The 20,110-nt window shown below is 64.9% G+C and carries 23 protein-coding genes; 11 read left to right on the forward strand and 12 right to left on the reverse strand.

Features of this window, described 5'->3' with window-relative positions; translation table 11 throughout:
• Window positions 1–125: 125 nt before the first annotated feature.
• Window positions 126–1,079: a GlxA family transcriptional regulator gene (locus tag GJV37_RS27615; protein WP_193453171.1), complete on the reverse strand. Its 954-nt coding sequence runs from the start codon at window positions 1,077–1,079 to the stop codon at window positions 126–128.
• 108 nt (window positions 1,080–1,187) lie between these two features.
• On the opposite strand from GJV37_RS27615, the gene GJV37_RS27620 reads away from it, so the two are divergent.
• Window positions 1,188–1,982 carry an SDR family NAD(P)-dependent oxidoreductase gene (locus GJV37_RS27620; RefSeq protein WP_193453172.1) on the forward strand — a complete coding sequence of 265 codons (795 nt, stop codon included), beginning with the start codon at window positions 1,188–1,190 and terminating at the stop codon, window positions 1,980–1,982.
• Window positions 1,983–2,056: 74 nt separating this feature from the next.
• On the opposite strand, the gene GJV37_RS27625 is transcribed toward GJV37_RS27620, so the two are convergent.
• Window positions 2,057–2,554 carry a winged helix-turn-helix transcriptional regulator gene (locus tag GJV37_RS27625; RefSeq protein WP_193453173.1) on the reverse strand — a complete coding sequence of 166 codons (498 nt, stop codon included), beginning with the start codon at window positions 2,552–2,554 and terminating at the stop codon, window positions 2,057–2,059.
• 110 nt (window positions 2,555–2,664) lie between these two features.
• On the opposite strand from GJV37_RS27625, the gene fabF reads away from it, so the two are divergent.
• Window positions 2,665–3,933: a beta-ketoacyl-ACP synthase II gene (fabF, locus tag GJV37_RS27630; RefSeq protein ID WP_193453174.1), complete on the forward strand. Its 1,269-nt coding sequence runs from the start codon at window positions 2,665–2,667 to the stop codon at window positions 3,931–3,933.
• A gap of 69 nt (window positions 3,934–4,002) precedes the next feature.
• Here the strand turns inward: fabF and GJV37_RS27635 are convergent, their stop codons facing one another.
• A complete protein-coding gene (locus GJV37_RS27635) occupies window positions 4,003–4,905 on the reverse strand; it encodes a MerR family transcriptional regulator (protein WP_193453175.1) in 903 nt (300 codons plus the stop codon).
• A 122-nt stretch (window positions 4,906–5,027) separates the two neighbouring features.
• Between GJV37_RS27635 and GJV37_RS27640 the strand changes: the two genes are divergently transcribed.
• The 7 genes from GJV37_RS27640 (at window position 5,028) to GJV37_RS27670 (ending at window position 10,557) form a co-directional block, all read left to right on the forward strand.
• Window positions 5,028–5,480 (forward strand): PAS domain-containing protein, encoded by a 453-nt coding sequence (locus GJV37_RS27640; RefSeq protein WP_065327812.1) that lies wholly within the window; start codon window positions 5,028–5,030, stop codon window positions 5,478–5,480.
• A 109-nt stretch (window positions 5,481–5,589) separates the two neighbouring features.
• The gene (locus GJV37_RS27645; protein ID WP_065327813.1) at window positions 5,590–6,012 is read left to right on the forward strand and encodes a nuclear transport factor 2 family protein; all 423 of its coding nucleotides are present in this window, start codon (window positions 5,590–5,592) and stop codon (window positions 6,010–6,012) included.
• Complete coding sequence (locus GJV37_RS27650; RefSeq protein WP_193453176.1) at window positions 6,009–6,764, forward strand: SDR family NAD(P)-dependent oxidoreductase; 756 nt, start codon at window positions 6,009–6,011, stop codon at window positions 6,762–6,764. The genes GJV37_RS27645 and GJV37_RS27650 overlap by 4 nt, the downstream gene beginning before the upstream one ends.
• A gap of 2 nt (window positions 6,765–6,766) precedes the next feature.
• Entirely contained in the window at window positions 6,767–8,014 is a 1,248-nt protein-coding gene (locus GJV37_RS27655) for an NAD(P)/FAD-dependent oxidoreductase (RefSeq protein ID WP_024763454.1), read from the forward strand.
• Window positions 8,011–8,826 carry a DUF1365 domain-containing protein gene (locus tag GJV37_RS27660; protein ID WP_193453177.1) on the forward strand — a complete coding sequence of 272 codons (816 nt, stop codon included), beginning with the start codon at window positions 8,011–8,013 and terminating at the stop codon, window positions 8,824–8,826. The genes GJV37_RS27655 and GJV37_RS27660 overlap by 4 nt, the downstream gene beginning before the upstream one ends.
• Window positions 8,798–10,066 carry an SAM-dependent methyltransferase gene (locus GJV37_RS27665; RefSeq protein ID WP_170860148.1) on the forward strand — a complete coding sequence of 423 codons (1,269 nt, stop codon included), beginning with the start codon at window positions 8,798–8,800 and terminating at the stop codon, window positions 10,064–10,066. The genes GJV37_RS27660 and GJV37_RS27665 overlap by 29 nt, the downstream gene beginning before the upstream one ends.
• Window positions 10,066–10,557, forward strand: coding sequence for a DUF2878 domain-containing protein (locus GJV37_RS27670; RefSeq protein ID WP_037009046.1), 492 nt, complete (start codon window positions 10,066–10,068; stop codon window positions 10,555–10,557). The genes GJV37_RS27665 and GJV37_RS27670 overlap by 1 nt, the downstream gene beginning before the upstream one ends.
• Here GJV37_RS27670 and GJV37_RS29725 read toward each other — a convergent pair.
• The 5 genes from GJV37_RS29725 to GJV37_RS27695 are packed head-to-tail and all read right to left on the reverse strand — an operon-like array spanning window position 10,522 to window position 13,660.
• On the reverse strand, window positions 10,522–10,677 hold the full coding sequence (locus tag GJV37_RS29725; RefSeq protein WP_081754091.1) for a DUF2256 domain-containing protein: 156 nt from the start codon (window positions 10,675–10,677) through the stop codon (window positions 10,522–10,524). The two genes, GJV37_RS27670 and GJV37_RS29725, sit on opposite strands and share 36 nt — an antisense overlap.
• Window positions 10,674–12,215 (reverse strand): cryptochrome/photolyase family protein, encoded by a 1,542-nt coding sequence (locus GJV37_RS27680; RefSeq protein WP_170860147.1) that lies wholly within the window; start codon window positions 12,213–12,215, stop codon window positions 10,674–10,676. Before GJV37_RS27680 ends, GJV37_RS29725 begins: the two co-directional genes overlap by 4 nt.
• Entirely contained in the window at window positions 12,212–12,517 is a 306-nt protein-coding gene (locus GJV37_RS27685) for a DUF6482 family protein (RefSeq protein ID WP_170860146.1), read from the reverse strand. Before GJV37_RS27685 ends, GJV37_RS27680 begins: the two co-directional genes overlap by 4 nt.
• 49 nt (window positions 12,518–12,566) lie before the next feature.
• Window positions 12,567–13,121, reverse strand: a complete 555-nt coding sequence (locus GJV37_RS27690) for a DUF3833 domain-containing protein (protein WP_246228453.1) — start codon at window positions 13,119–13,121, stop codon at window positions 12,567–12,569.
• Window positions 13,118–13,660 (reverse strand): chalcone isomerase family protein, encoded by a 543-nt coding sequence (locus GJV37_RS27695; protein WP_024766867.1) that lies wholly within the window; start codon window positions 13,658–13,660, stop codon window positions 13,118–13,120. Before GJV37_RS27695 ends, GJV37_RS27690 begins: the two co-directional genes overlap by 4 nt.
• A 301-nt stretch (window positions 13,661–13,961) precedes the next feature.
• Here GJV37_RS27695 and GJV37_RS27700 point away from each other — a divergent pair, with 301 nt between their 5' ends.
• Entirely contained in the window at window positions 13,962–15,026 is a 1,065-nt protein-coding gene (locus GJV37_RS27700) for a catalase family peroxidase (protein ID WP_170860145.1), read from the forward strand.
• Entirely contained in the window at window positions 15,023–15,577 is a 555-nt protein-coding gene (locus GJV37_RS27705; protein ID WP_170860144.1) for a cytochrome b, read from the forward strand. The genes GJV37_RS27700 and GJV37_RS27705 overlap by 4 nt, the downstream gene beginning before the upstream one ends.
• Window positions 15,578–15,674: 97 nt before the next feature.
• On the opposite strand, the gene GJV37_RS27710 is transcribed toward GJV37_RS27705, so the two are convergent.
• From GJV37_RS27710 to GJV37_RS27725, 4 genes are all read right to left on the reverse strand, one after another.
• A complete protein-coding gene (locus tag GJV37_RS27710) occupies window positions 15,675–16,727 on the reverse strand; it encodes an AraC family transcriptional regulator (protein WP_223121871.1) in 1,053 nt (350 codons plus the stop codon).
• A 31-nt stretch (window positions 16,728–16,758) separates the two neighbouring features.
• Complete coding sequence (locus GJV37_RS27715) at window positions 16,759–17,541, reverse strand: SDR family NAD(P)-dependent oxidoreductase (RefSeq protein ID WP_170860142.1); 783 nt, start codon at window positions 17,539–17,541, stop codon at window positions 16,759–16,761.
• 210 nt (window positions 17,542–17,751) lie between these two features.
• A complete protein-coding gene (chrA, locus tag GJV37_RS27720; RefSeq protein ID WP_037009034.1) occupies window positions 17,752–19,122 on the reverse strand; it encodes a chromate efflux transporter in 1,371 nt (456 codons plus the stop codon).
• Entirely contained in the window at window positions 19,115–20,053 is a 939-nt protein-coding gene (locus GJV37_RS27725) for a chromate resistance protein ChrB domain-containing protein (RefSeq protein ID WP_193453178.1), read from the reverse strand. The genes chrA and GJV37_RS27725 overlap by 8 nt, the downstream gene beginning before the upstream one ends.
• Between the last annotated feature and the right edge of the window lie 57 nt (window positions 20,054–20,110).

The following is a 20,110-nucleotide window of genomic DNA, read 5'->3' on the forward strand; positions in this document are numbered from 1 at the left end:
TGGGCAACGCGGATAAACCGGAGCGCCAGTCGCAAGCCTTCGTTGCGGATACACCAGTGTCCGTGAGTTCCTTCCGGACGGGATTGCCTCGGCAATCAGCGCGCCTTGCTGTCGGTCGCTGCTGGCTATACCGGCATTACCCGGCGGGCATCGCGGCGCACGGCCTGTGGGGGCACCCCGAACCCGCGCATGAAGACTTCGCGCATGTGCCGGCGATCGCGGAAACCCGTTTCCCGGGCCACCACATCGAGCGAGTGGCGGCTTTGCTCGATCATCAGCCTCGCGGCTTCCAGGCGCAGTGCCTCGATCGCCTTGGCCGGGGATTGCCCTGTCTCGGCGGTGAACACGCGGGTGAACTGGCGGGGGCTGAGGTGGGCGATATCGGCCAGCTCCTCGACGCCCAGTGGTTGCCTCAGATGCTGGCGTGCATAGTTCAAGACGCTCTGGATGCGGTCGGACTTGGGGGCAAGGTCGAGCATTTCCGAATGCTGGGATTGGCCGCCGGAGCGGTGCTGGTGCATTACCAGCTTGTGCGCCACCGAGCGCGCGACTTCTGCGCCCAGGTCCTTCTCCACCATGCCGACGGCCAGGTCGAGGCCGGCGGTCATGCCTGCCGATGTCCAAAAAGGGCCATCGACGATGTAGATACGGTCTTCCTCGACCATGATTTGCGGATGACGTTTCTGCAGGGCCTGGGCATAGGCCCAATGGGTCGTCGCTCGCCGCCCGGCGAGCAGTCCTGCTTCGGCGAGGATGAAAGCGCCGGTGCAGATACCGACCGCACGGCGCGCCTGGCTGCCGGCCTTGCGCACGAAGTCGAGAACTTCGGGGGTTGGCTCGCTCTTCAGCGGGTCGTTGACCCCGACCACCATCCAGGTATCGGCCAGCCGTGGCGCTTGCAGAGGACGGGTCTCCATGGTCAGGCCCAGCGAGGATCGCACCAGGCCACCAGCTGGCGAGAAGTGCTCGATGCTGTAGACCGGTTTACCGACGGCCAGGTTGGCGAACTCGAAGACCGTCTGGGTGGCCAGGGAGAGCACCTGGAAGCCATCGGTGAGCAGATAGCCAATGCGATGCATGATGATATCCTGAATTTCCTGAAATACTACCTTATACGTCATTTGAGATGCGGCCAAGTCGTCGCATCCTGACCTCCAGCCCTCCCCAACCCTCGCTGGAGCATCGACATGACCCACACTCATCCTGGTACTGCTCTGATCACTGGCGCCTCGTCCGGCATCGGCGCCATCTATGCAGAACGCCTGGCCCGCCGTGGCTACGACCTGATCCTGGTCGCCCGCAATCGTGGTCGTCTGAATGCGCTGGCCAAGCGCCTGAGCGATGAAACCGGTCGCGCCATCGAGGTGGTGGTCGCCGATCTGGCCGACAGAACCGATCTGGCGCAGGTCGAGGAGCTGCTGCGGTCGGACGCGAGCATCTCCTTGCTGGTGAACAACGCCGGCATCGGCGCCACCCGTCCCTTGCTGGAATCCAACATCGACAGGCTGGAGGATCTGCTCACGCTGAACGTGAACGTGCTGACGCGCCTGACCTACGCCGCCGTACCCGGCTTTGTCGCTCGCGGTGGCGGCACGCTGATCAACATCGCCTCCATCGTTGCCATCGCGCCGGAGGTGCTGAACGGTGTGTACGGCGGCTCAAAGGCGTTCGTCCTCGCCTTCAGCCAGTCCCTGCGCCATGAACTGGCGGACACGAACGTCCGCGTACAGGTGGTGCTGCCCGGTGCGACCGCCACCGATTTCTGGGGCCTGGCCGGCACGCCGCTGGAGCATCTACCGGACGCCATCGTGATGAAGGCGGATGACATGGTGGATGCGGCACTCGCCGGGCTCGACCAGGGCGAGTTCGTCACCATTCCGGCGCTACCGGAAATCGCCGACCTCGATGACTATGAATCGGCGCGCCAGAAATTGATGCCCAACTTGTCGCGCAGCTTGCCTGCAGCCAGATATCTGGGGTGAGCGGTGAGGGGCCGAGCCTGCTGTGAGGGGCTCGGCTCGACGCGCTCAGCGGGGAGTCGCGAAGGGCCTGCCGATCAAGCGTCCTGCGGGGGCCGGCTGGTTCCAAGGCGCCGCCGCATCGAGTCGCTGGCCGCCGGTCCTGCCTGCACCGTGCAGCGATCCAGCGGCACGCAGCGGCCCTCGGAGGTTTCGGCCATGATCCGGTGTACGGGCCTTCCGCTCTCCCGCTCGACCAACTGCACGCTTTCCTCGCCCTGCACGTAATGGCGATTCCCCCAGGCCACAAGTGCCATGAGGACGACTCGGAAGTCTTCGCCTCGGGGCGTGGGTACGTATTCGTAGCGCAACGGGCGCTGACTGTACGCCTGGCGCTCGAGCAACCCCGCCTCGACGAGTGATTTCAGGCGCCGGGTCAGCATGTTCGGAGCGATTTCCAGGCTGCGGGAAAACTCATCGAAGCGCCGCAAGCCCTGCAGCGCGTCACGCATGATCAGCATGCTCCACCATTCACCAACCCGCTCCAGGCTCAGTGCGATGGGGCATTCGGCTTCGGCAAAAGTCTTGCGCTGCATGGTCGGCCTTCTTTTGAAAAGGATAAATAGTAGCCCGGCATGTTACTTTCATGATGATAGTAACGTCCATGCAGTGTGATCTCTCAATCTGCAACAGGAGTGGGGCCCAAATGAACAAGCGTATCGTCGTTACCGGGATGGGGGCGGTCAGCCCGCTCGGCTGCGGAGTCGAACCGATATGGAAACGCCTTCTGGCCGGCCAGTCGGGAATTCGCCGGCTGGCGCCTGAGCTGGTCGGTGATCTGTCGGTCAGCATTGGCGGCCAGGTGCCGGATCGGTCCCAGGACCCGGAGGCCGGCTTCGATCCGGATCAACTGCTGGCGGCCAAAGAGCAGCGCAAGATGGACCGTTTCATCCTGTTCGCCCTGGCCGCAGCCAAGGAGGCGCTGGCACAGGCCGGCTGGTCTCCCAGCACGTCCCTGGAGCAGGAACGCACGGCGACCATCATTGCGACGGGTGTAGGTGGGTTCCATTCGATTGCCGAGGCGGTACGGACCACCGACAACAAGGGGCCGCGCCGCTTATCGCCCTTCACCATTCCCTCGTTCCTGAGCAACATGGCGGCCGGGCATGTATCCATTTTCCATGGTTTCAAGGGCCCCCTGGGTACGCCGGTGACCGCCTGCGCCGCCGGCGTGCAGGCTATCGGGGATGCCGCGCGGATGATCCGCGCGGGCGAGGTGGATATCGCCGTCTGCGGTGGCGCAGAAGCGACCATTCACCGGGTGAGCCTCGCCGGTTTTGCCGCCGCACGGGCGCTTTCCAGCCAGTACAACGACACCCCGGAGCGCGCCTCCCGGCCCTTCGATACGGGGCGCGATGGGTTCGTCATGGGCGAAGGCGCAGGCCTGCTGGTCATCGAAGAGTTGCAGCACGCGCTGGCGCGTGGCGCAACGCCGCTGGCGGAGCTGGTGGGCTACGGTACCAGTGCCGATGCCTATCACATGACCGCGGGTCCCGAGGACGGGGATGGCGCTCGCCGAGCCATGCAGCAAGCGCTGCGGCAGGCGGGTGTCGAGGCATCCCAGGTCCAGCATCTCAATGCCCACGCCACCTCGACTCCGGTCGGCGACAAGGGCGAGCTGGCTGCCATCAGGACCGTGTTCGGCAGCGGCAGCAATGTCGCCATCAGCTCGACCAAGTCGGCGACGGGCCATCTGTTGGGCGCCGCTGGCGGCATAGAGGCGATCTTCACGATCCTGGCGCTGCGCGATCAGGTGGTACCCGCCACGCTGAACCTGGAGGTACCTGATCCCGCGGCCGATGGCCTGAATCTGGTCAGCGGCAGCGCCCGGCCCATGCCATTGGAGTACGCACTGTCCAATGGCTTTGGATTCGGCGGGGTGAACGCGAGCGTCCTCTTCCGGCGCTGGGGTTGAGCCGTGCGTCCCGCATCCTGTACGAACTTGGCGTGTTGTACAGCTTGCCGGGGCGTCGATCGCGTGCGTTTACAGCTGCAGGGCGCCGCGCAGCACCAATCGCAGCCGCTGCGCGCCGAGTGCCGGACCACTACCCAGGGCCGCTATGGGCACCCCCGTAGCGGCGTTGGCAATGTCCTGCGCGGCCTCGCCGATCAAGGCCAGCGGGCAATCGATCGCCATCTGTAATCGCTCCAGGCGTTTGATCGCATCCGCCGACAAGACCACGTGGGCGAGCAACACCAGCGCGGCCGGCTGCATCGCCGCGCAGACCAGTGGCAGTTCTTCCGGCGGCGCACCCGGCGCCAGGGGCTGGACGCGTAGATCCTCGCCCCCCAGCAGCAAGCCCGTGGCCAGCAATTCGAATTCCTGTGTCGTCCCGGTGGCATCGGCCAGCAGCACGCCGGCGCCGGGCGCGCGGCTCATCTGCAGGCGAAGGAGGACGCGGGCGCGCAAGAAGGCGTCGAGGAACGCCCACTGGCTGCGGGAGCCGAAGCCGTTGAGCGTCAGCAGGGAGCGCCACAGCGGCAGGAGTATGTCCTCCAGCAGCGTCGAGAGGGGAAAGATGCTGTAGGCCTGGCCGTAGAGCCTGTCGAGTTCGCTCTGGTCGAACGCCGCCGTGGCGCGGGAAAATGCGTCGCGCCACTGCTGGCGCTCGTCGCCGGGCTGGGCCGATTCCTGCCGCTGGCGCTGGGCGAGCAACTCGCCAATCTTGCCTACCGCCATGCCCCGGCCGGTCCACAGCAGAATGTCCTGGATGGTCTGCAGATCCTGCGGGGTGTACAGGCGATGCCCGCCATCGGTGCGCAGCGGGCTGACCAGGCCGTAGCGGCGCTCCCACGCCCGCAGGGTCACCGGGTTGATGCCGGTGAGGCGAACCACCTCGCGCATGGGCAGCAGATCGCTGGGATCGATATCGGATAGGTCGTTCATGGCGCGGCCAGGCGGCGAAGGAGCCTGGATTGTAAACCAGCGGCAAGGCTTGTGGCCGAGCTAGGCAGTACCCGGTCGCCCGACTACCCTAGGCGGATCGCAGCGAACCGGATGGAAAACCCATGATCAATGCCAAACTCCTGCAACTGATGGTCGAAGCCTCCAACGACGGCATCGTGGTGGCCGAGCAGGAGGGAGAGGACAGCATCCTGATCTATGCCAACGCGGCCTTCGAACGCCTGACCGGGTTTGCCGTCGACGACATCCTCTATCAGGACTGCCGCTTCCTGCAGGGCAGCGAGCGGCAGCAGGCCGGGCTGGAGGCCGTGCGCGAGGCGATCCGCGCCGGGCAACCCTGTCGCCAGGTGCTGCACAATTTCCGCAAGGACGGCACGCCGTTCTGGAACGAGCTGTCGATCACCCCGGTGCGCAACGAAGCGGACCAGCTCACGTACTTCATCGGCATCCAGCGCGACGTCAGCCGCGAAGTCGCGGCTCAGGACCGCGTGCGCCAGTTGGAGGCCGAGGTCGAGGCGCTCAAGGAGCAACTCGCCGCGCTGAAGCCCCGCCAATGATCTGTAGTAAAAATTGTACAAGTAGACTTGATTTGTACAATTAATGCCGTAGGCTTCGCTTGTACCTGTACAGAAAATAATAGTTGTACAGGATTTGCCGGAGCCCACCATGTCCTCGTTTCTGGAATCCTTCGCCAAGTGCTTTGCCTCGCTGGACGCATCCAGTCTGTACCGGCTCGGCGACCTCTACAGCCAGGACGTGAGCTTTCAGGACCCGCTGCACCGCGTGGATGGTCTCGCCGAGTTGCGCCGCTACTTCGAGTCGCTCTACGCCGATGTCCAGGAGCTGCGCTACGACTTCCACGGCTTCGATGAAGTGGGCGAGGGGCGCGGCTACCTGCGCTGGACCCTGCATTTCCGCCATCCGCGGCTGGGGGGCGGCAAGTTGATCGTCGTGGAAGGCTGCAGCCATCTGTGCTGGGGCGAGCGCGTGGAATTTCATCGGGACTATTTCGATGCCGGAGCGCTGCTTTATGAGCACCTGCCCGTCATGGGCGGCGTCATCGCCTGGCTGAAGCGGAGGCTGGCATGAGCCGCCTGTGGTTGACCGGAGCCAGCAGCGGCATCGGCGCGGCGCTGGCCGAACGGCTGCTCGCTGAGGGCCACAGCCTGGCCGTGACGGCACGCCAGGCCGCACCGTTGCAAGCGCTGGCCCAGCGTCACGGAGCGCGCGTACTGGTAGTGCCCGGCGACATCACGGACGCCGGCCAGGTCCGGGAAATCGTCCGCCGCATCGAGCAGGCCTGGGGGGCGCTGGATCGCGTGGTGCTCAATGCCGGGACCTGCGAATACCTCGAGCCCGGCCGTTTCGACGCGGCGTTGGTGGAGCGCGTGGTGAGGACCAATGTGCTGGGCGCCGCGCAATGCATCCAGGCGTGCCTGCCGCTGCTGCGCCAGGGCGTGCGACCGCACCTGGTGGTTATCGGCAGCGCGGTGACCTGGCTGGCCTTGCCCCGCGCCGGTGCCTATGGGGCCTCCAAGGCCGCGCTGCGTTACCTGCTGGAATCGCTGCGCATCGACCTGGCGGGTGAGGGCATCGATACGACCCTGGTGAGCCCCGGCTTCGTGGAGACGCCGCTGACCCGGCAAAACGATTTCCCCATGCCCATGATCTGGCCGGTGGAGCGCGCTGCCGAGCATATCGTCCAGCGCCTGGAGTCCCGTCCGTTGGAGATCGCCTTCCCGCGTGCCTTCGTCCTGATCCTGCGGCTGCTGGGCGCGTTGCCCTCGCGCTGGCGCCTGGGGCTCGGTCGACGGCTCGTCCGCCGTCCGGCGGAGGCCTGAGCATGCGCATCGCGATTATCGGCAGCGGCATCTCCGGCCTCACCTGCGCCCATCTGCTGGCGCGCAGTCACGAGGTCTGCGTCTTCGAAGCCTCCGACTGGATCGGTGGCCACACCCACACCGTGGATGTGGACTGGCAGGGCCAGCGCTACGCCGTGGACACCGGCTTCATCGTCTTCAACGACTGGACCTACCCGCGCTTCATCCAGTTGCTGGATCGTCTGGGCGTTGCCTCGCGGCCGACCCAGATGAGCTTTTCCGTGCACGATCCGGCCACCGGCCTGGAGTACAACGGCCATGACCTCAACACCCTGTTCGCCCAGCGGCGCAATCTGGTCTCGCCCGGCTTCTGGGGCATGCTGCACGACATCCTGCGCTTCAACCGCGAAGCGCTCGAAGACCACGCCGAGCAGCGCATTCCCCTGACGTTGACGCTCGGCGACTATCTGCGCGCTGGCGACTATGGCGATCGCTTCATCGAGCATTACATCGTGCCGATGGGCTCGGCCATCTGGTCGATGTCGCGCGCCCGCATGCTGGATTTTCCGTTGCAGTTCTTCATCCGCTTCTTCGCCAACCATGGCCTGCTGTCGGTGAACAACCGACCGCAATGGCGTGTGGTGGAAGGGGGCTCGCGCAGTTACGTGGCGCCCTTGACGGCGGGGTATCGCGAGCGGATCCGTCTGAGCTGCCCGGTGCACCGCGTCCGGCGTGATGCGCAGGGCGTGGAGATTCACAGCGCTGCGGGAATCGAACGATTCGACAAGGTAGTGTTCGCCTGTCACAGCGACCAGGCCCTGGCCCTGCTGGAGGCGCCTAGCGCGGCTGAGCAGACGGTGCTCTGTGCTCTCGGCTATGCCAGCAACGAAGTCGTCCTGCATACCGACACCCGCCTTTTGCCGCGGCGTCGTCGCGCCTGGGCGAGCTGGAACTACCGCCTCGGCGGCCCGGAAGATGCGCCCGCGGCGCTGACTTACGACATGAACCTGCTTCAAGGAATCGAGGCGCCGGTGACGTTCTGCGTCAGCCTCAACCAGACCGAGCGCATCGACCCCGCCAAGGTGCTGGCGCGCTTCGACTACGCCCATCCGCAATTCAGCCTGCCGGGCATCGATGCGCAGGCCCGGCGTGGCCTGCTGCAGGGTCGGCAGCACAGTTATTTCTGCGGTGCCTATTGGGGCAACGGTTTCCACGAGGACGGTGTGGTCAGCGCCCTCGAAGTCGCCGGTCATTTCGGGGAGCGGCTGTGAACAGCAGCCTCTGCCGTGGCTGGGTGGTGCACCGGCGCCTGCTGCCCCGCGTGCATGCTTTCCGTTATCCGGTGGGCATGATTCTGCTGGACCTGGCCGAGCCAGCGTCTGTGATGCGGCTCTCGCCGCTGTTGCGTGCCTCGCGTTTTGCTCCACTGAGCTGGCGGGAAAGTGACTACCTGCCCGCTTGGACGGGGACCGGGATGTCGCTGGAGGAGGGCGTACGCTGCCTTCTGCGCGAGGCACTGGGCGAGTCGCCCGCCGGGCCGATCCAGCTGCTCACCCAACTGCGCAGCTGGGGCCTGTGGTTCAACCCGGTGAGCTTCTACTTCTGCCACGACCGCGAAGGCCGCCTGGCTGCGATCCTCTGCGAGGTACGCAATACCCCCTGGCGTGAGCGCTACCACTACGTGCTGCCGGTGAAGCCCGGCGCACCCCAGGAATTCGCGGTGGCCAAGGCCTTCCATGTCTCGCCGTTCCTGCCCAGGGAGATGGAGTACCGGATGCGCTTTCACATCGATCAGTCCCGTGTGCATGTACAGATGGAGAACTGGCGCGCTGGCCACCGGGTGTTCCAGGCCCATCTCGATCTGTACCGCCAGGAACTGAACGGCGCGGCGCTGCGGCGGCACCTGCTGGCATTTCCCTGGATGAGCCTGCGCACCGTTGCAGCCATCTACTGGCAGGCGTTACGCCTGCTGTTCAAGCGCATCCCTTTGCACGACCACCAGGCGAGCGACCATCGCCTGAGTGTCGGCCACTGTGCCGTCGAGGAGCCTGACCATGACAGAACCCACCCTGAGCGCCGATAAAGCCGGTGGCGCCGCACCTTTGGCCGGCAACCTGTTCCGTCAGGCGGTGCTCGCTCGCCTGCGGCGACTGCGGCATGGCTGGCTGCAGGTGCGTCGCGCCGATAGCCTGCTGGACTTCGGCGATCGGCGCAGTCCCTTGCGCGCGGTGATCGACGTGCATGACGACGCCGTATGGGGGATGGTGGCGTGCAACGGCTCGATCGGCGCAGGGGAGGCCTACATCCAGGGATACTGGAGCAGCCCGGACCTGGCGCTGGTCACTCGGCTGTTCGTCGCCAACCTGGACGTGCTCGATGCGATGGAGGGCGGCCTGGCGCTGTTTGCCAAGCCTGCGCTGCGTCTGCTGCACTGGCTCAACCGTAACAGCCGCCGCGGCTCGCAGCGCAATATCCGTGCACACTACGACCTGGGCAACGACCTGTTCGAGCGCCTGCTGGACCCGACGCTGATGTATTCCTCGGCGGTGTTCCAAAGCCCTACGCAGAGCCTGGAACAGGCGCAGTTGAACAAGCTGGAGGTCATCTGCCGGAAGCTCGATCTGCAACCGCAGGATCATCTGCTGGAGATCGGCACCGGCTGGGGCAGCCTCGCGCTGTATGCTGCCGCCCATTATGGCTGTCGTGTGACGACCACGACGCTGTCGGAGCAGCAATACGCCTGCGCCCAATACCGCATCCGCGAATGCGGCCTGGAGGATCGCGTGACCCTGCTGATGCAGGATTACCGCGAGTTGCGCGGCAGCTACGACAAGCTGGTGTCCATCGAGATGATCGAAGCGGTCGGCCATCGCTACCTGCCCGACTACTTCCGTCGCTGCGCTGCCTTGCTCAAGGACGACGGGCTGATGCTGCTGCAGTCCATCACCATCCGCGACCAGCGCTACGAGCAGGCGCGGCGGTCGGTGGACTTCATCCAGCGCTACATCTTCCCCGGCGGCGCGCTGCCTTCGATCACCACGCTGCTGCAGACCGCGACGCAGCACACGGGGCTCAACCTCATCCATTTGGAAGATTTTGCCGGGGACTATGCGCTGACCCTGCGGCATTGGCGCGATAACCTCCGGCAAGCGCGCACCGAACTGCTGGAACTGGGCTATGACGAAAGCTTCCAGCGCCTGTGGGAGTTCTACCTGTGCTATTGCCAGGGCGGCTTCGAGGAGCGCGCCATCGGCGTGGCGCATCTGCTGTGGGCCGGGCCTGCGGCGCGCAAGGCGAGCCTGGCGGATCACCTGGACGCCTGATGCACCGGCGCCTGCCTCTGCTGGCCAACGCGATCTGGCTGCAGCTTGGCTGGTGGGGTTGTGTGCTCGGGGCGCAGCGGCCCGTGCTGTTGGGTGTGGTAGCGCTCGGGCTGCTGGCGCACCTGGCGTTGTGTCGGCGAAAAGTGGAAGAGGGCATAGCTGCTCTCGGCGTAGCCCTGGCCGGTTGCGTGCTGGATGCGACGCTGGGTTGGCTGGGGTTTTTCGATTTTCACGGGGCCTTGCTGCCGGGCTGGCTGGTCCTGCTCTGGCTGGTGTTCGCCAGCGGGTTGCGCCACAGCCTGGCCTGGGCCGCGCGACCGGTCTGGCGCGGCGCCTGCCTGGGCGCTCTGGGCGGGCCGTTGGCGTATTGTGCGGGCGCACCGCTGGCAGGAGTGGGCCTACCCCTGGGCATCGCGTGGTCGGCGTTGCTGCTGGCGCTGGTGTGGGCGGCCGCGCTACCGCTGATGCTGCGCTTCGCGCTTGGCCGGTGAGCGTCGGCAGCGCTCGGAGCAATAAAGCACCTCATCCCAACAACGTGCCCAGCGCCGCCGCCAGGTGAAAGGGCGGCTGCAGACGGCGCAGATCTTTTGCGGCAGCACCGACTTCCTCATAGCGCCTGCCCCGCATCCAGGCGCGCGAGCAGGGCCTCGCCGCGTAGCCACAGGGCCAGGCTGCGTTCGTCGTCCATGCGTTGCAGGTTGCGATAGGGCATCGACAACCGCGGATTGTTGCCGAGCCGCTCGCGGTGGCGCATGAGGAAGTGCCAGTACAGGGCATTGAAGGGGCAGGCATCTTCCTCTGTCGCCTTGTCGACCCTGTAGCGGCACGAGCCGCAGTGGTTGGACATCCGCTGGATGTACCGCCCGCTCGCGCAATAGGGCTTGGAGCCCAGGTAGCCGCCGTCGGCGTGCATCACCATACCCAGCGTGTTGGGCAGTTCGACCCAGTCGAAGGCATCCAGGTACACGGCCAGGTACCAGTCACAGACGGCCGGGGGCGCGATACCCGCCAGCAAGGCGAAATTGCCGGTGACCATGAGCCGCTGGATGTGGTGCGCGTAGCCCAGCTCAAGGGTCTGACCGATCGCCTGGGCCATGCAGCGCATGTCCGTCCTGCCGGTCCAGTAGAACTCCGGCAGCGGGCGGCTGTTACCCAGCACGTTGAGCTGGGCGTACTCGGGCATGCGCAGCCAGTAGATGCCATGCACATACTCGCGCCAGCCGATCAGTTGGCGAATGAAGCCCTCGGCCGCGTTCAGCGGGACCCGTCCCTGGCGATAGGCCTGCTCCACATCCTCGCCAAGCTGACGCACCTCCAGCAACCCGATGTTCAGCGCGGCGCTGATGCGGGCGTGGAACAGGTAGGGCTCGCCTTCGGCCATGGCGTCCTGGTAGTCACCGAAAGCCGGCAGGGAGAACTCCAGGAAGTGCTGCCAGAGCTCCTGTGCCTGGGAGTGGGTTACCGGGTAGTCGAAGCCCTGCAGACGGCCGTAGTGGTCGCTGAAGCGCGCACCGACCAGCGCCATCACCTCGCGGGTGATGGCGTCCTGGCCGAAGCGTGCCGCAAAGGGGCCGCGCCGCCCTCGCGGCAGGGGTTTGCGGTTGTCTGCGTCGAGGTTCCAGGTGCCGCCCACGGGGTGGCCGTCGGGCTCCATCAGCAGGCCGGTGCGCCGGCGCATCTCCCGGTAGAAGTGCTCCATGCGCAATTGTCGACGCGCCCCGGCCCAGCGCGCGAATTCCTCGCGGCTGCACAGGAAGCGGCGGTCTTCGTGCCAGCTCAGCGGCACCGCGCTGTCTCGCAGCGCCTGCTCCAGCCGCCACTCGCCGCATTCGGTGAAATGCACCTGCGGTTCACCCAGAGCGGCATGCCAGCGTTCGACTTCACCGGCGATGCTGCCGCGGTTTTCGGGATCGTCCAGCGCCACGTAGATTACCCGCCAGCCGCGCTCGCGCAGCGCCTGGGCGAAGTGGCGCATGGCGCTGAAGATGAGCACGATCTTCTGCGGATGATGGGGCACATAGCGTGCCTCCTGATTCACCTCGGCCATCAGGATCGCGTCCTGGGCGGGGTCCAGCACCTCGAACAGCGACAGCTCGAAGCTCAACTGATCGCCCAGCAGCAGGCCGAGCCGGCGTGGCTTCTCCATCATTCGCGGCGCTCCAGCGAAAGTGGCACACGAAGCGGCGCAACGGCTGTCGGATGTGAAGCGCAGATCTCGTCGTGGACGCAATGCTGCACCAGCTCGCAGGGTAGTGACGCCCATTCGGCCAGCACTGCACGTACCTCGTTGGTCGAGCGCAACTGCAGCACCTGCTCGCGTTCGCCGCGAATCGGCCGCAAACCCTCGGCCAGGCGCGCCTGCAGCACATAGAATCCGCCCTCCAGCGAAATCACTTCGATAGCCTGGATATGCCCGGCCGTGGCGGCCTGTGCGAATTCCTGCAACGTCATGGAGTACTCCTGGCCGGCACGGCCGTCGGAATAAAGGTGTGCGCCTGCCTCAGCTTCTGCTGGGATCCGCGGCGTCCTCTCGGCGGAAGAACAAGGTCACCTGCCCGAGTTCGACGCCGAACTTGCGCATGCTGGAGCGGTTGATCAGCGTGTCGTCGTCCATGAGGTACATCCAGTCGTCGAAGCTCACTTCCCAGGTGGTGCCGTCAACTTCGAGGTTCAGGCGGTAGCGCCAGCGCAGTGCGTTGCCGGCGACTTCTCCGGTGGCTTCGCCCACCACGTCGGCGGCGCGTCCCCGCCAGCGTCCGGTGCCGTCGGGGGTCAGGGTCCAGACGCGCTGCTGGCGCGTACCGTCGCTGTAGAGGAAACGCTCATCGAGGATCAGTCGCTCGCCTTCGCGGCGGCTGGTGATGTCCACCGCGAAGCGCTTGACCACTTCGCCCGAGGGTTTCTGGAAGATGCCCCAGGCTTTCACCGGGCCGGCGAAGAATACCGGCAGGTCCAGGCTCGGGCGCTCCTTGGCGTAGTGTTCGACGCCGACATTGCCGCAGCTGCCCAGCAGCAGGCTGGCGATGATCAGGAACAGGCGCATTGTGTGGTTCATGGTTGCTCTCCGCTCAGGCCAAGCAGGTCGCGGCGCAGTTCCGGATTGCGCGTACGCGGGTCCAGCCAGATGGAAAAGAACGCCCGGGCGAATCGGGCGTCGCTCACCGCATGGCGAAGCCTGCCGTCGACATAGAAGCGGCAGCCCACGCCGGGCAGATAGACCCCGGTGATCCGTTGCCCGGGCTGCACATCGACGAAGCCCTGGCGCATCTCTCGGGCCCAACCCGCCAGCAAGGCTTCGTCCTCGGTGCCCAGTCGGCGCATTTCGTCGAGGCTGGCCTGCACCAGGGTGTCCTGCGACAGCGCGCGCCGATACACCAACTCCAGCGCGAAGGCATGCGCCCAGCCTGAGGGTGCGCCGGCGCTCCAGAGATGCGCCTCGTACACCACGAAGCCGAGCCAGGTGAACTGGCCCTGACCAACCTGCGTGGCTCCCGGGATTTCGCTGCGCCAGTCGGCGCTGCCCGGCGAGGCCCACAGACTGCAGAACAGAGCGAGCCCCAGACAGAGAGACAGGGAACGGGTCGGTACGCGCATGACGTGGGCCTGTGAATGCATACCTCAATAGTTGTACAGAAATTATTAAATGTACAGATAATGAATGAGCGGCCTGTAGCCTGCTCTAGGATCACTGTCGCAGTGGAAGTCCCTGATCCATGGCCGGTATCGGCCGCTTTAAAGCCATGTTCAACACGTTGGTGCGGGGGGTGGGAGGCAATTTGCATACAGTGTTTGAATGAAATTGTGTGCATAGTCTTGTTGTTGTATAGATAATGGCCCGGCGCGTTCAGTTCGCCAGCCGCGCGCAATGACTCCCCAGCCTGCTGATAACCACACCATGCCCTACGACCTTTCCCTGACCCGAAACCAACGCCTGTTGCGCAGCGCGTGCATTGCCGGAGCTCTGTGCGCCGCCATCGGCCTGTTCGCCTGGAGCGCCGGCTGGCTGGGAGCCGACCGGCTCACCAGCGCCCAATTGATCGATCGCATGGAGGCCAATGCCGGGGTCCATCCCGGATACCGCCGCGCCCATCCGCGCGGCATCTGCTTCAGCGGCTATCTCGAAGTGAGCGGCGACGTGGCGCCGCTGTCGCGGGCAGCGCTGCTGCGAGCAGGGCGGGTACCGGTGCTGGGGCGGCTCTCGGTAGGCGCGGGCAATCCCCATGCCGCGGACACCAGCGTACCTGTGCGCAGCATGGCGCTCCTGCTGCGCCAGCCCGATGGCCAGCAGTGGCGCATGGCGATGAACAATCCGCCGGTGCTCGCGGTACGCACGCCGGAGGATTTCTACGAGCAACTGGGGGCCATGCGGCCGGACCCGGGGACAGGCAAAAACGACCCCGTGCGGGTCAAGCAATTCTTCGATGCACACCCCGAAAGCGCCGAGTTTCGTGCCTGGGCGGCGGCCTACCGGCCGAGCGACAGCTTCGCCAGCACGGCGTACAACAGCATCAACGCCTTCGTCCTCGTCGATGCACAAGGTCAGCGCCATGCGGTGCGATGGTCGATGGTGCCGCAACTGGCCGCTACGCCACTGGGCTCTCAGGGAGTGGCTGACGATGCCTTGCAGCAGGACCTGCTGCAGCGCCTGAAAACCGGCCCGCTGCGCTGGACGTGGCGATTCACCCTGGCGGACAGCGGTGATGCGGTGAACGATCCGACCCATGCGTGGCCTGCCGAGCGCACGCAGTTGGACGCCGGAAACCTGGTGGTTGAGCAGGCGCGCGCGCAGCTGGAAGGCGACTGCTACGGCTTCAATTTCGACCCGCTGATCCTGCCCTATGGCGTGGAGCCCAGCGATGATGCCATCCTGCGCGCACGCTCATCGGCCTACGCGCAGTCCTATCGGCGCCGGACCTTCGAAGGTCAGCCCTCCAGCCAGCAGCCGGGAGCTCAACCGTGAAAGCGCCTGTCGATTCCTTCAATCCGCTGCTTCGCCTGCTGCACGGCCTGATGGCGTTGTTGGTGATTGCCCTGCTGTTCATCGGCGTTGCGATGGTTGCCAGCGTCGGCGGCAGCCAGCCTCAACTGGTGGCGTGGCACAAGCAGCTCGGGCTGGCCTTGCTGGTGCTTCTGCTCGTTCGCCTGCTCGTGCGCAGCGTCACGGCGCGTCCGGCCCTGCCGGCACCCGTGAAGGCCTGGCAGCGTCACCTGGCGGGACTGCTGCACTTTGCGCTGTATGTTCTGCTGGTATTGCAACCCCTGGTCGGCTGGGCCATGCAAGGGGCCGCGGATTATCCGCTGCGCCTGGCCGGCTGGCACGTGCCGCCGCTGGTCGATGCCGATGCGGGCCTCTATGGTCTGCTGCGCTGCGCCCATGGCTGGATCGCCTACGGTCTCTTCGGCTTGATCCTTGCGCATGCCGGCGCCGCGCTGGTTCATGCCCTGCTGTATCGCGACGGTGTCTGGCAGAGCATGTGGCGGGTTCGCTCCAACAGGTCGCGCGACAGCTGAGGAGTGCTGGAACGTCTGCCTGCTAGCCATTCCGAGCGCGGATGGTCGTCCGCTATCGATCGGGCGCGTGGCCGGTAGCTGACCTCGGCAGCTGGCTTCAATAAGCCTGCTGGCTGCGGTACTCGCCCGGGGTCATGCCCGTCCAGGCCTTGAAGGCGCGCAGGAACGAGTTGGCATCCTGGAAGCCGATCAGAAAGGAGATTTCTCCCGCGGAGAAGGTGGAGCGAGAGAGGTAGTGACGAGCGAGGTTCGCTCGGGTGTCGTCGAGTACCTCCTGATAGCTCAGTGCCTCGTCCGCCAGGTGGCGTTGCAGGGAGCGTTTGCTCATCGCCAGACGCTCGGAGACATCCTGAATGCTGCTGCGCCCGCTCGGCAACATGTCGAGCAATGCGCTGCGCACGCGTGCACGGGTGCTGGCGCCGGTCTCCAGCATCGAAAGCCGCTGCTGCAGCTCCGGTTCGAAGAACTGCCACATGGCGACGTTCTCGGTCAGGAAGGGGCGCGCGGCATCTTCCGCCGAGAACCGGATCCGGTTGCGCCGGCCTTCTTGCAGGCGACATCCGAGGAACCCTTCGCACGGGGCGGTCTGGCTTGGCAGAGCGGCCAGCTCCGCCTCCAGCGGTTTGATGGTCTGTCGGGTGGCGAGCCGTGCCAGGTGGGTGAGGAACACCAGTTCCAGGGCGCAGAGGCTGCGCGGCAATGGCTGGTCGTAACCGTAGCAGTCGATGAAGACGTCCGTGTGCATTGGGTGGACGAAGACCTCCAGCGCCAACGGGCCACAAAGGCGCTTGTACTCGGCAAGACGAGTAAGGGCGCTGTTGAGGTCAGGGCTGCACAGGCAGGCAAATAGCGGCGGATCGAAAGCTTCCACCGAAATGGCGCCACCCAGCCGTAGCGGCAAGTGGGATTCGCCAACCAATTGCTCCAGGCCCAGAAAGAGCCGGAAATACTCTGGCGGAGACAAGGTTGCATCCTTGCGGCTGAACAGGTCGGCGGGCAGTTCGGCGAGGGCCAGCAGGTCTCCGGCAGAGATGCCCAGATCGGCGATGATCAGCTTCCAACCGGGGTGCACAACAAAATGCCTGGCTTGTTTCATGGGCGCGGTGTCTCTTTGAATCAGCTTGCAGGCTCGCGGATCATCAGGCGGCACGCCGCCTTTCAGGGCATCGCGCTGCGCTTGCTCAGGATGCCTTCTCCATCGCCCGGCGCGATAGCTTGAGCACCATTCTGCGAGGGAGCAGGGGGACGATCCAGTCGAGCATGATCCGCAACTTGCATTCGTTGAAGGCGACCAGTTGGCCCCGCTCCATCGCCTTGTAGCCGCATTGTGCAACGGACTCTGCCGTCCTGGCATTCTTCCAGACTTCCACGCCCTGCAGATCGCCCGCGGCGACGAAACCGGTCGCGACCGCACCTGGACATAGTGCGGTGGCAGTTACCCCGTACTCGCTAACCTCTTCGGCAACCGCCTGGGTGAAGGATGTGACGTAGGCCTTGGTGGCGTAGTACACCGCCTGCAGGGGGCCTGGCATGAACGCTGCGGTGGACGAGACATTCAGGATGCGCCCCCGCCGGCGGGACACCATACCCCGGAGGTAGAAGTGGGTCAGGGAGGTGAGCGCCGCCATGTTCACCTGCATCATGGCCTGGTCGGCGCTGAGATCGCGCTCCACGAACTTGCCATGTCCGCCGAAGCCGGCGTTGTTGATCAGCACATCGATGGTCAACCCCAGGGATTGCGTGGCATGGAAGATGCGATCCGCGGCGTTCGGGTCGGCCAGATCGTCAGCCAAAACGTAAGCTTTTACAGCGTACTGCGCCTGAATTTCACGTTTCAGAGCCTCCAGCTTGTCGCGCGAACGGGCAACCAGGACGACATCGCCGCCCTTGCTGGCATGGATGCGAGCCAGTTCCAGTCCAATGCCGCCGGACGCTCCGGTGATCAATGCAGTGCGGTTACCCATGACATCTCCTGTCTTTCGATCAAACCAAGAATGAGGAGATGGTAAGGATCAGCTGGTACTGGGGCACTAGCCTACGGCGCCATGATTAATTCCGATCACGCCAGGCTGCTGCAGCAAACGCAGGAAAGGATGGCGCGGATCTGTCGCTGAAATAAGCGGAGAGAAAATCGTTGTCGGTAGCCAGTGACCGAGAGCGAACCCAGGAGTAAATCACATCCCGGCCCGGAGCATATGCACGGCCAGGCCCGTCAGGGCGCAGGCTATCAGCGCTTGAATCACACCAGCCTTGTAGCGGAACAGGGCGATTGCGGCTGCCAGGGCGATCAGCGCCGAAGGCCAGTCGAAGTGCCCCTCGAATCCGGCGGGCCAGAGAACGTGGTAGCCGAAGAACAGCGCCAGGTTCAGGATCACGCCCACCACCGCAGCGGTGATGCCGGTGAGCGGTGCCGTGAACTTCAGTTCGTTATGCGTCGACTCCACCAGCGGGCCGCCGGCGAGGATGAACAGGAAAGAGGGCAGGAAGGTGAACCAGGTGACGAGGCTTGCCGCGACAGCACCTGCGAGGAAGGGATGATCGGCGCCAAACATCGGCTGGACGTAACCCCCCACGAAGCCCACGAATGCAACCACCATGATCAGAGGCCCTGGCGTGGTTTCGCCCAGGGCCAGGCCATCGATCATCTGGGCTGGAGTCAGCCAGCCGTAGTGACCGACTGCACCCTGATAGACATAAGGCAACACAGCGTAGGCGCCACCAAAGGTGAGCAATGCCGCCTTGGTGAAGAACCAGCCCATCTGCGTGAGTGTCCCTTGCCAGCCGAAAGCGCTCGCCAGCAGCCCCATCGGCAGCAGCCAGAGAACCGCTCCGACCAGCAGCAGCTGTAGCAGGCGTGCCCAACGGAACCGCGCGTGCTCGGGAGTGGGGGTATCGTCATCGATCAGGGCGGGCCCGTAGCCGACTTTGCCTGCCTGATGACTCCCGCCGATGACGAACTTGGCAGGCACTAGCCGACCACCTATGTAACCGATGATGGCAGCTCCCAGAACGATCAGTGGGAAAGGGAGGCTCAGCGCGAAGATCGCGACGAAGGAGGCCGCAGCGATCGCCCACAACCAGCCGTTCTTCAGTGCGCGCGTGCCGATGCGATGCGCGGCGTGCACGACGATGGCGGTCACCGCTGGCTTGATGCCGTAGAAGAGACCGGCCACGACCGGTACTTCGCCGAAGGCGATGTACAACCACGAGAGGCCGATCAGGATGAACAGCGATGGCACTACGAAGAGGGCGCCGGCTATCACTCCGCCCCAGGTGCGGTGCATCAGCCAGCCGATGTAGGTGGCCAGCTGCTGTGCCTCGGGGCCGGGCAACAACATGCAGTAGTTGAGTGCATGCAGGAAGCGTCGCTCGCTGATCCAGCGCCGACGTTCGACGAGTTCCTGGTGCATGATCGAGATCTGCCCGGCGGGTCCGCCGAAGCTGATGAATCCGAGCTTGAGCCAGAAAAGAAAGGCGGAGAACAGTCCAACCGGCCTGGCGTGATTCGCGGCGGAATCAGAGGCGCCTGGATGGAACTCATCCATGATTCTTCTCCTCGCTGGCGAACGCGGTTAGCAGGCCGTCAAACACACCGGCAGCCGTCTGGAAGAGCTGGTCATCGTCGGTGATGCTCTCGCGCAACCCCGCCAGTACACGCTCGATGCCGGAAGCTTCAGCGGGCTGGGCACCTCCCACGTCCAGGTAGTGCACGAGTTCGGCCAGGCGTCGGAGACCGGGGGCCTCGAGCTGGAAGCTCGCCTGCAGCGTCTCGAAGGTGACGCGTTGCCCGTTGTGGCTGAAGGTGGCGCCATCAAAATCGAAGCCCAGGGTATCTTCCGGACAATCACCCGGCGATTCCAGCCAGAGGATTCGTGCATCCGAATCGATGAAGCGGCGAATCAACCAGGCGCTGGCCAGACGATCCACCCATGGGCGGCGGCGGGTTGCCCAGCGTCGGCCCTGGAAGTCCGCGCGAACCAACCGCTCGATGGGTATCTCGTGGCCGCTCGGTTCGTCAGGTGACAAGGCACGGCTGATGGCCGTTTCCAGGTCTCTCAACGCCAGGTCGACCTTTTCCCTGGCGTCACCAGGGAAGAAGTCGATAGCAGCGACCTGCCCGAAGCTTTTTCGCAGCTTCCTCACCTGACGTGCCGTTTGCAGAGCATTGTCGGGGGAAAGCTCGGCATGGCAGGTGGAGATTTCCTCTCGAAGCTTGCCGTACTCCTCGGCACGATCAAATAGTGCTGCAAAGCGCTCAACTGGCTGCTGGACAGGAAACAGAAGCGCAGTGCCGTTGATGGCCAGCACGTTGTGTTCGATAGCTTCCAGCGCGGCGCGTCCTGCTTTCTGATCAGGCAGCAGGTAGACACCATCGCGCAGCACAGCGGCTCCGCAGGCTTTCAACGCCCGCCAGGCACGCATGCGTTCGGTGGCGTTCGCTGTAGGCAATCCGAGTACCAGTAGCAGCCAGTTCATATGTAGAGTTCGCAACATAAAATGTCTATAGCTCTACATTATCTGTGTTGCTCAGGC

The sequence above is a fragment of the Pseudomonas nitroreducens genome (assembly GCF_010994165.1).
Classification (GTDB): Bacteria; Pseudomonadota; Gammaproteobacteria; order Pseudomonadales; family Pseudomonadaceae; genus Pseudomonas; species Pseudomonas nitroreducens.

What these genes read in the sequence shown, in the direction of transcription:
- GJV37_RS27615 (WP_193453171.1), bottom strand. Translation starts at nt 1,079, where the DNA reads ATGCATCGCATTGGCTATCTGCTCACCGATGGCTTCCAGGTGCTCTCC.
- GJV37_RS27620 (WP_193453172.1), top strand. Translation starts at nt 1,188, where the DNA reads ATGACCCACACTCATCCTGGTACTGCTCTGATCACTGGCGCCTCGTCC.
- GJV37_RS27625 (WP_193453173.1), bottom strand. Translation starts at nt 2,554, where the DNA reads ATGCAGCGCAAGACTTTTGCCGAAGCCGAATGCCCCATCGCACTGAGC.
- fabF (WP_193453174.1), top strand. Translation starts at nt 2,665, where the DNA reads ATGAACAAGCGTATCGTCGTTACCGGGATGGGGGCGGTCAGCCCGCTC.
- GJV37_RS27635 (WP_193453175.1), bottom strand. Translation starts at nt 4,905, where the DNA reads ATGAACGACCTATCCGATATCGATCCCAGCGATCTGCTGCCCATGCGC.
- GJV37_RS27640 (WP_065327812.1), top strand. Translation starts at nt 5,028, where the DNA reads ATGATCAATGCCAAACTCCTGCAACTGATGGTCGAAGCCTCCAACGAC.
- GJV37_RS27645 (WP_065327813.1), top strand. Translation starts at nt 5,590, where the DNA reads ATGTCCTCGTTTCTGGAATCCTTCGCCAAGTGCTTTGCCTCGCTGGAC.
- GJV37_RS27650 (WP_193453176.1), top strand. Translation starts at nt 6,009, where the DNA reads ATGAGCCGCCTGTGGTTGACCGGAGCCAGCAGCGGCATCGGCGCGGCG.
- GJV37_RS27655 (WP_024763454.1), top strand. Translation starts at nt 6,767, where the DNA reads ATGCGCATCGCGATTATCGGCAGCGGCATCTCCGGCCTCACCTGCGCC.
- GJV37_RS27665 (WP_170860148.1), top strand. Translation starts at nt 8,798, where the DNA reads ATGACAGAACCCACCCTGAGCGCCGATAAAGCCGGTGGCGCCGCACCT.
- GJV37_RS27670 (WP_037009046.1), top strand. Translation starts at nt 10,066, where the DNA reads ATGCACCGGCGCCTGCCTCTGCTGGCCAACGCGATCTGGCTGCAGCTT.
- GJV37_RS29725 (WP_081754091.1), bottom strand. Translation starts at nt 10,677, where the DNA reads ATGAGGAAGTCGGTGCTGCCGCAAAAGATCTGCGCCGTCTGCAGCCGC.
- GJV37_RS27680 (WP_170860147.1), bottom strand. Translation starts at nt 12,215, where the DNA reads ATGATGGAGAAGCCACGCCGGCTCGGCCTGCTGCTGGGCGATCAGTTG.
- GJV37_RS27685 (WP_170860146.1), bottom strand. Translation starts at nt 12,517, where the DNA reads ATGACGTTGCAGGAATTCGCACAGGCCGCCACGGCCGGGCATATCCAG.
- GJV37_RS27690 (WP_246228453.1), bottom strand. Translation starts at nt 13,121, where the DNA reads ATGAACCACACAATGCGCCTGTTCCTGATCATCGCCAGCCTGCTGCTG.
- GJV37_RS27695 (WP_024766867.1), bottom strand. Translation starts at nt 13,660, where the DNA reads ATGCGCGTACCGACCCGTTCCCTGTCTCTCTGTCTGGGGCTCGCTCTG.
- GJV37_RS27700 (WP_170860145.1), top strand. Translation starts at nt 13,962, where the DNA reads ATGCCCTACGACCTTTCCCTGACCCGAAACCAACGCCTGTTGCGCAGC.
- GJV37_RS27715 (WP_170860142.1), bottom strand. Translation starts at nt 17,541, where the DNA reads ATGGGTAACCGCACTGCATTGATCACCGGAGCGTCCGGCGGCATTGGA.
- chrA (WP_037009034.1), bottom strand. Translation starts at nt 19,122, where the DNA reads ATGGATGAGTTCCATCCAGGCGCCTCTGATTCCGCCGCGAATCACGCC.
- GJV37_RS27725 (WP_193453178.1), bottom strand. Translation starts at nt 20,053, where the DNA reads ATGAACTGGCTGCTACTGGTACTCGGATTGCCTACAGCGAACGCCACC.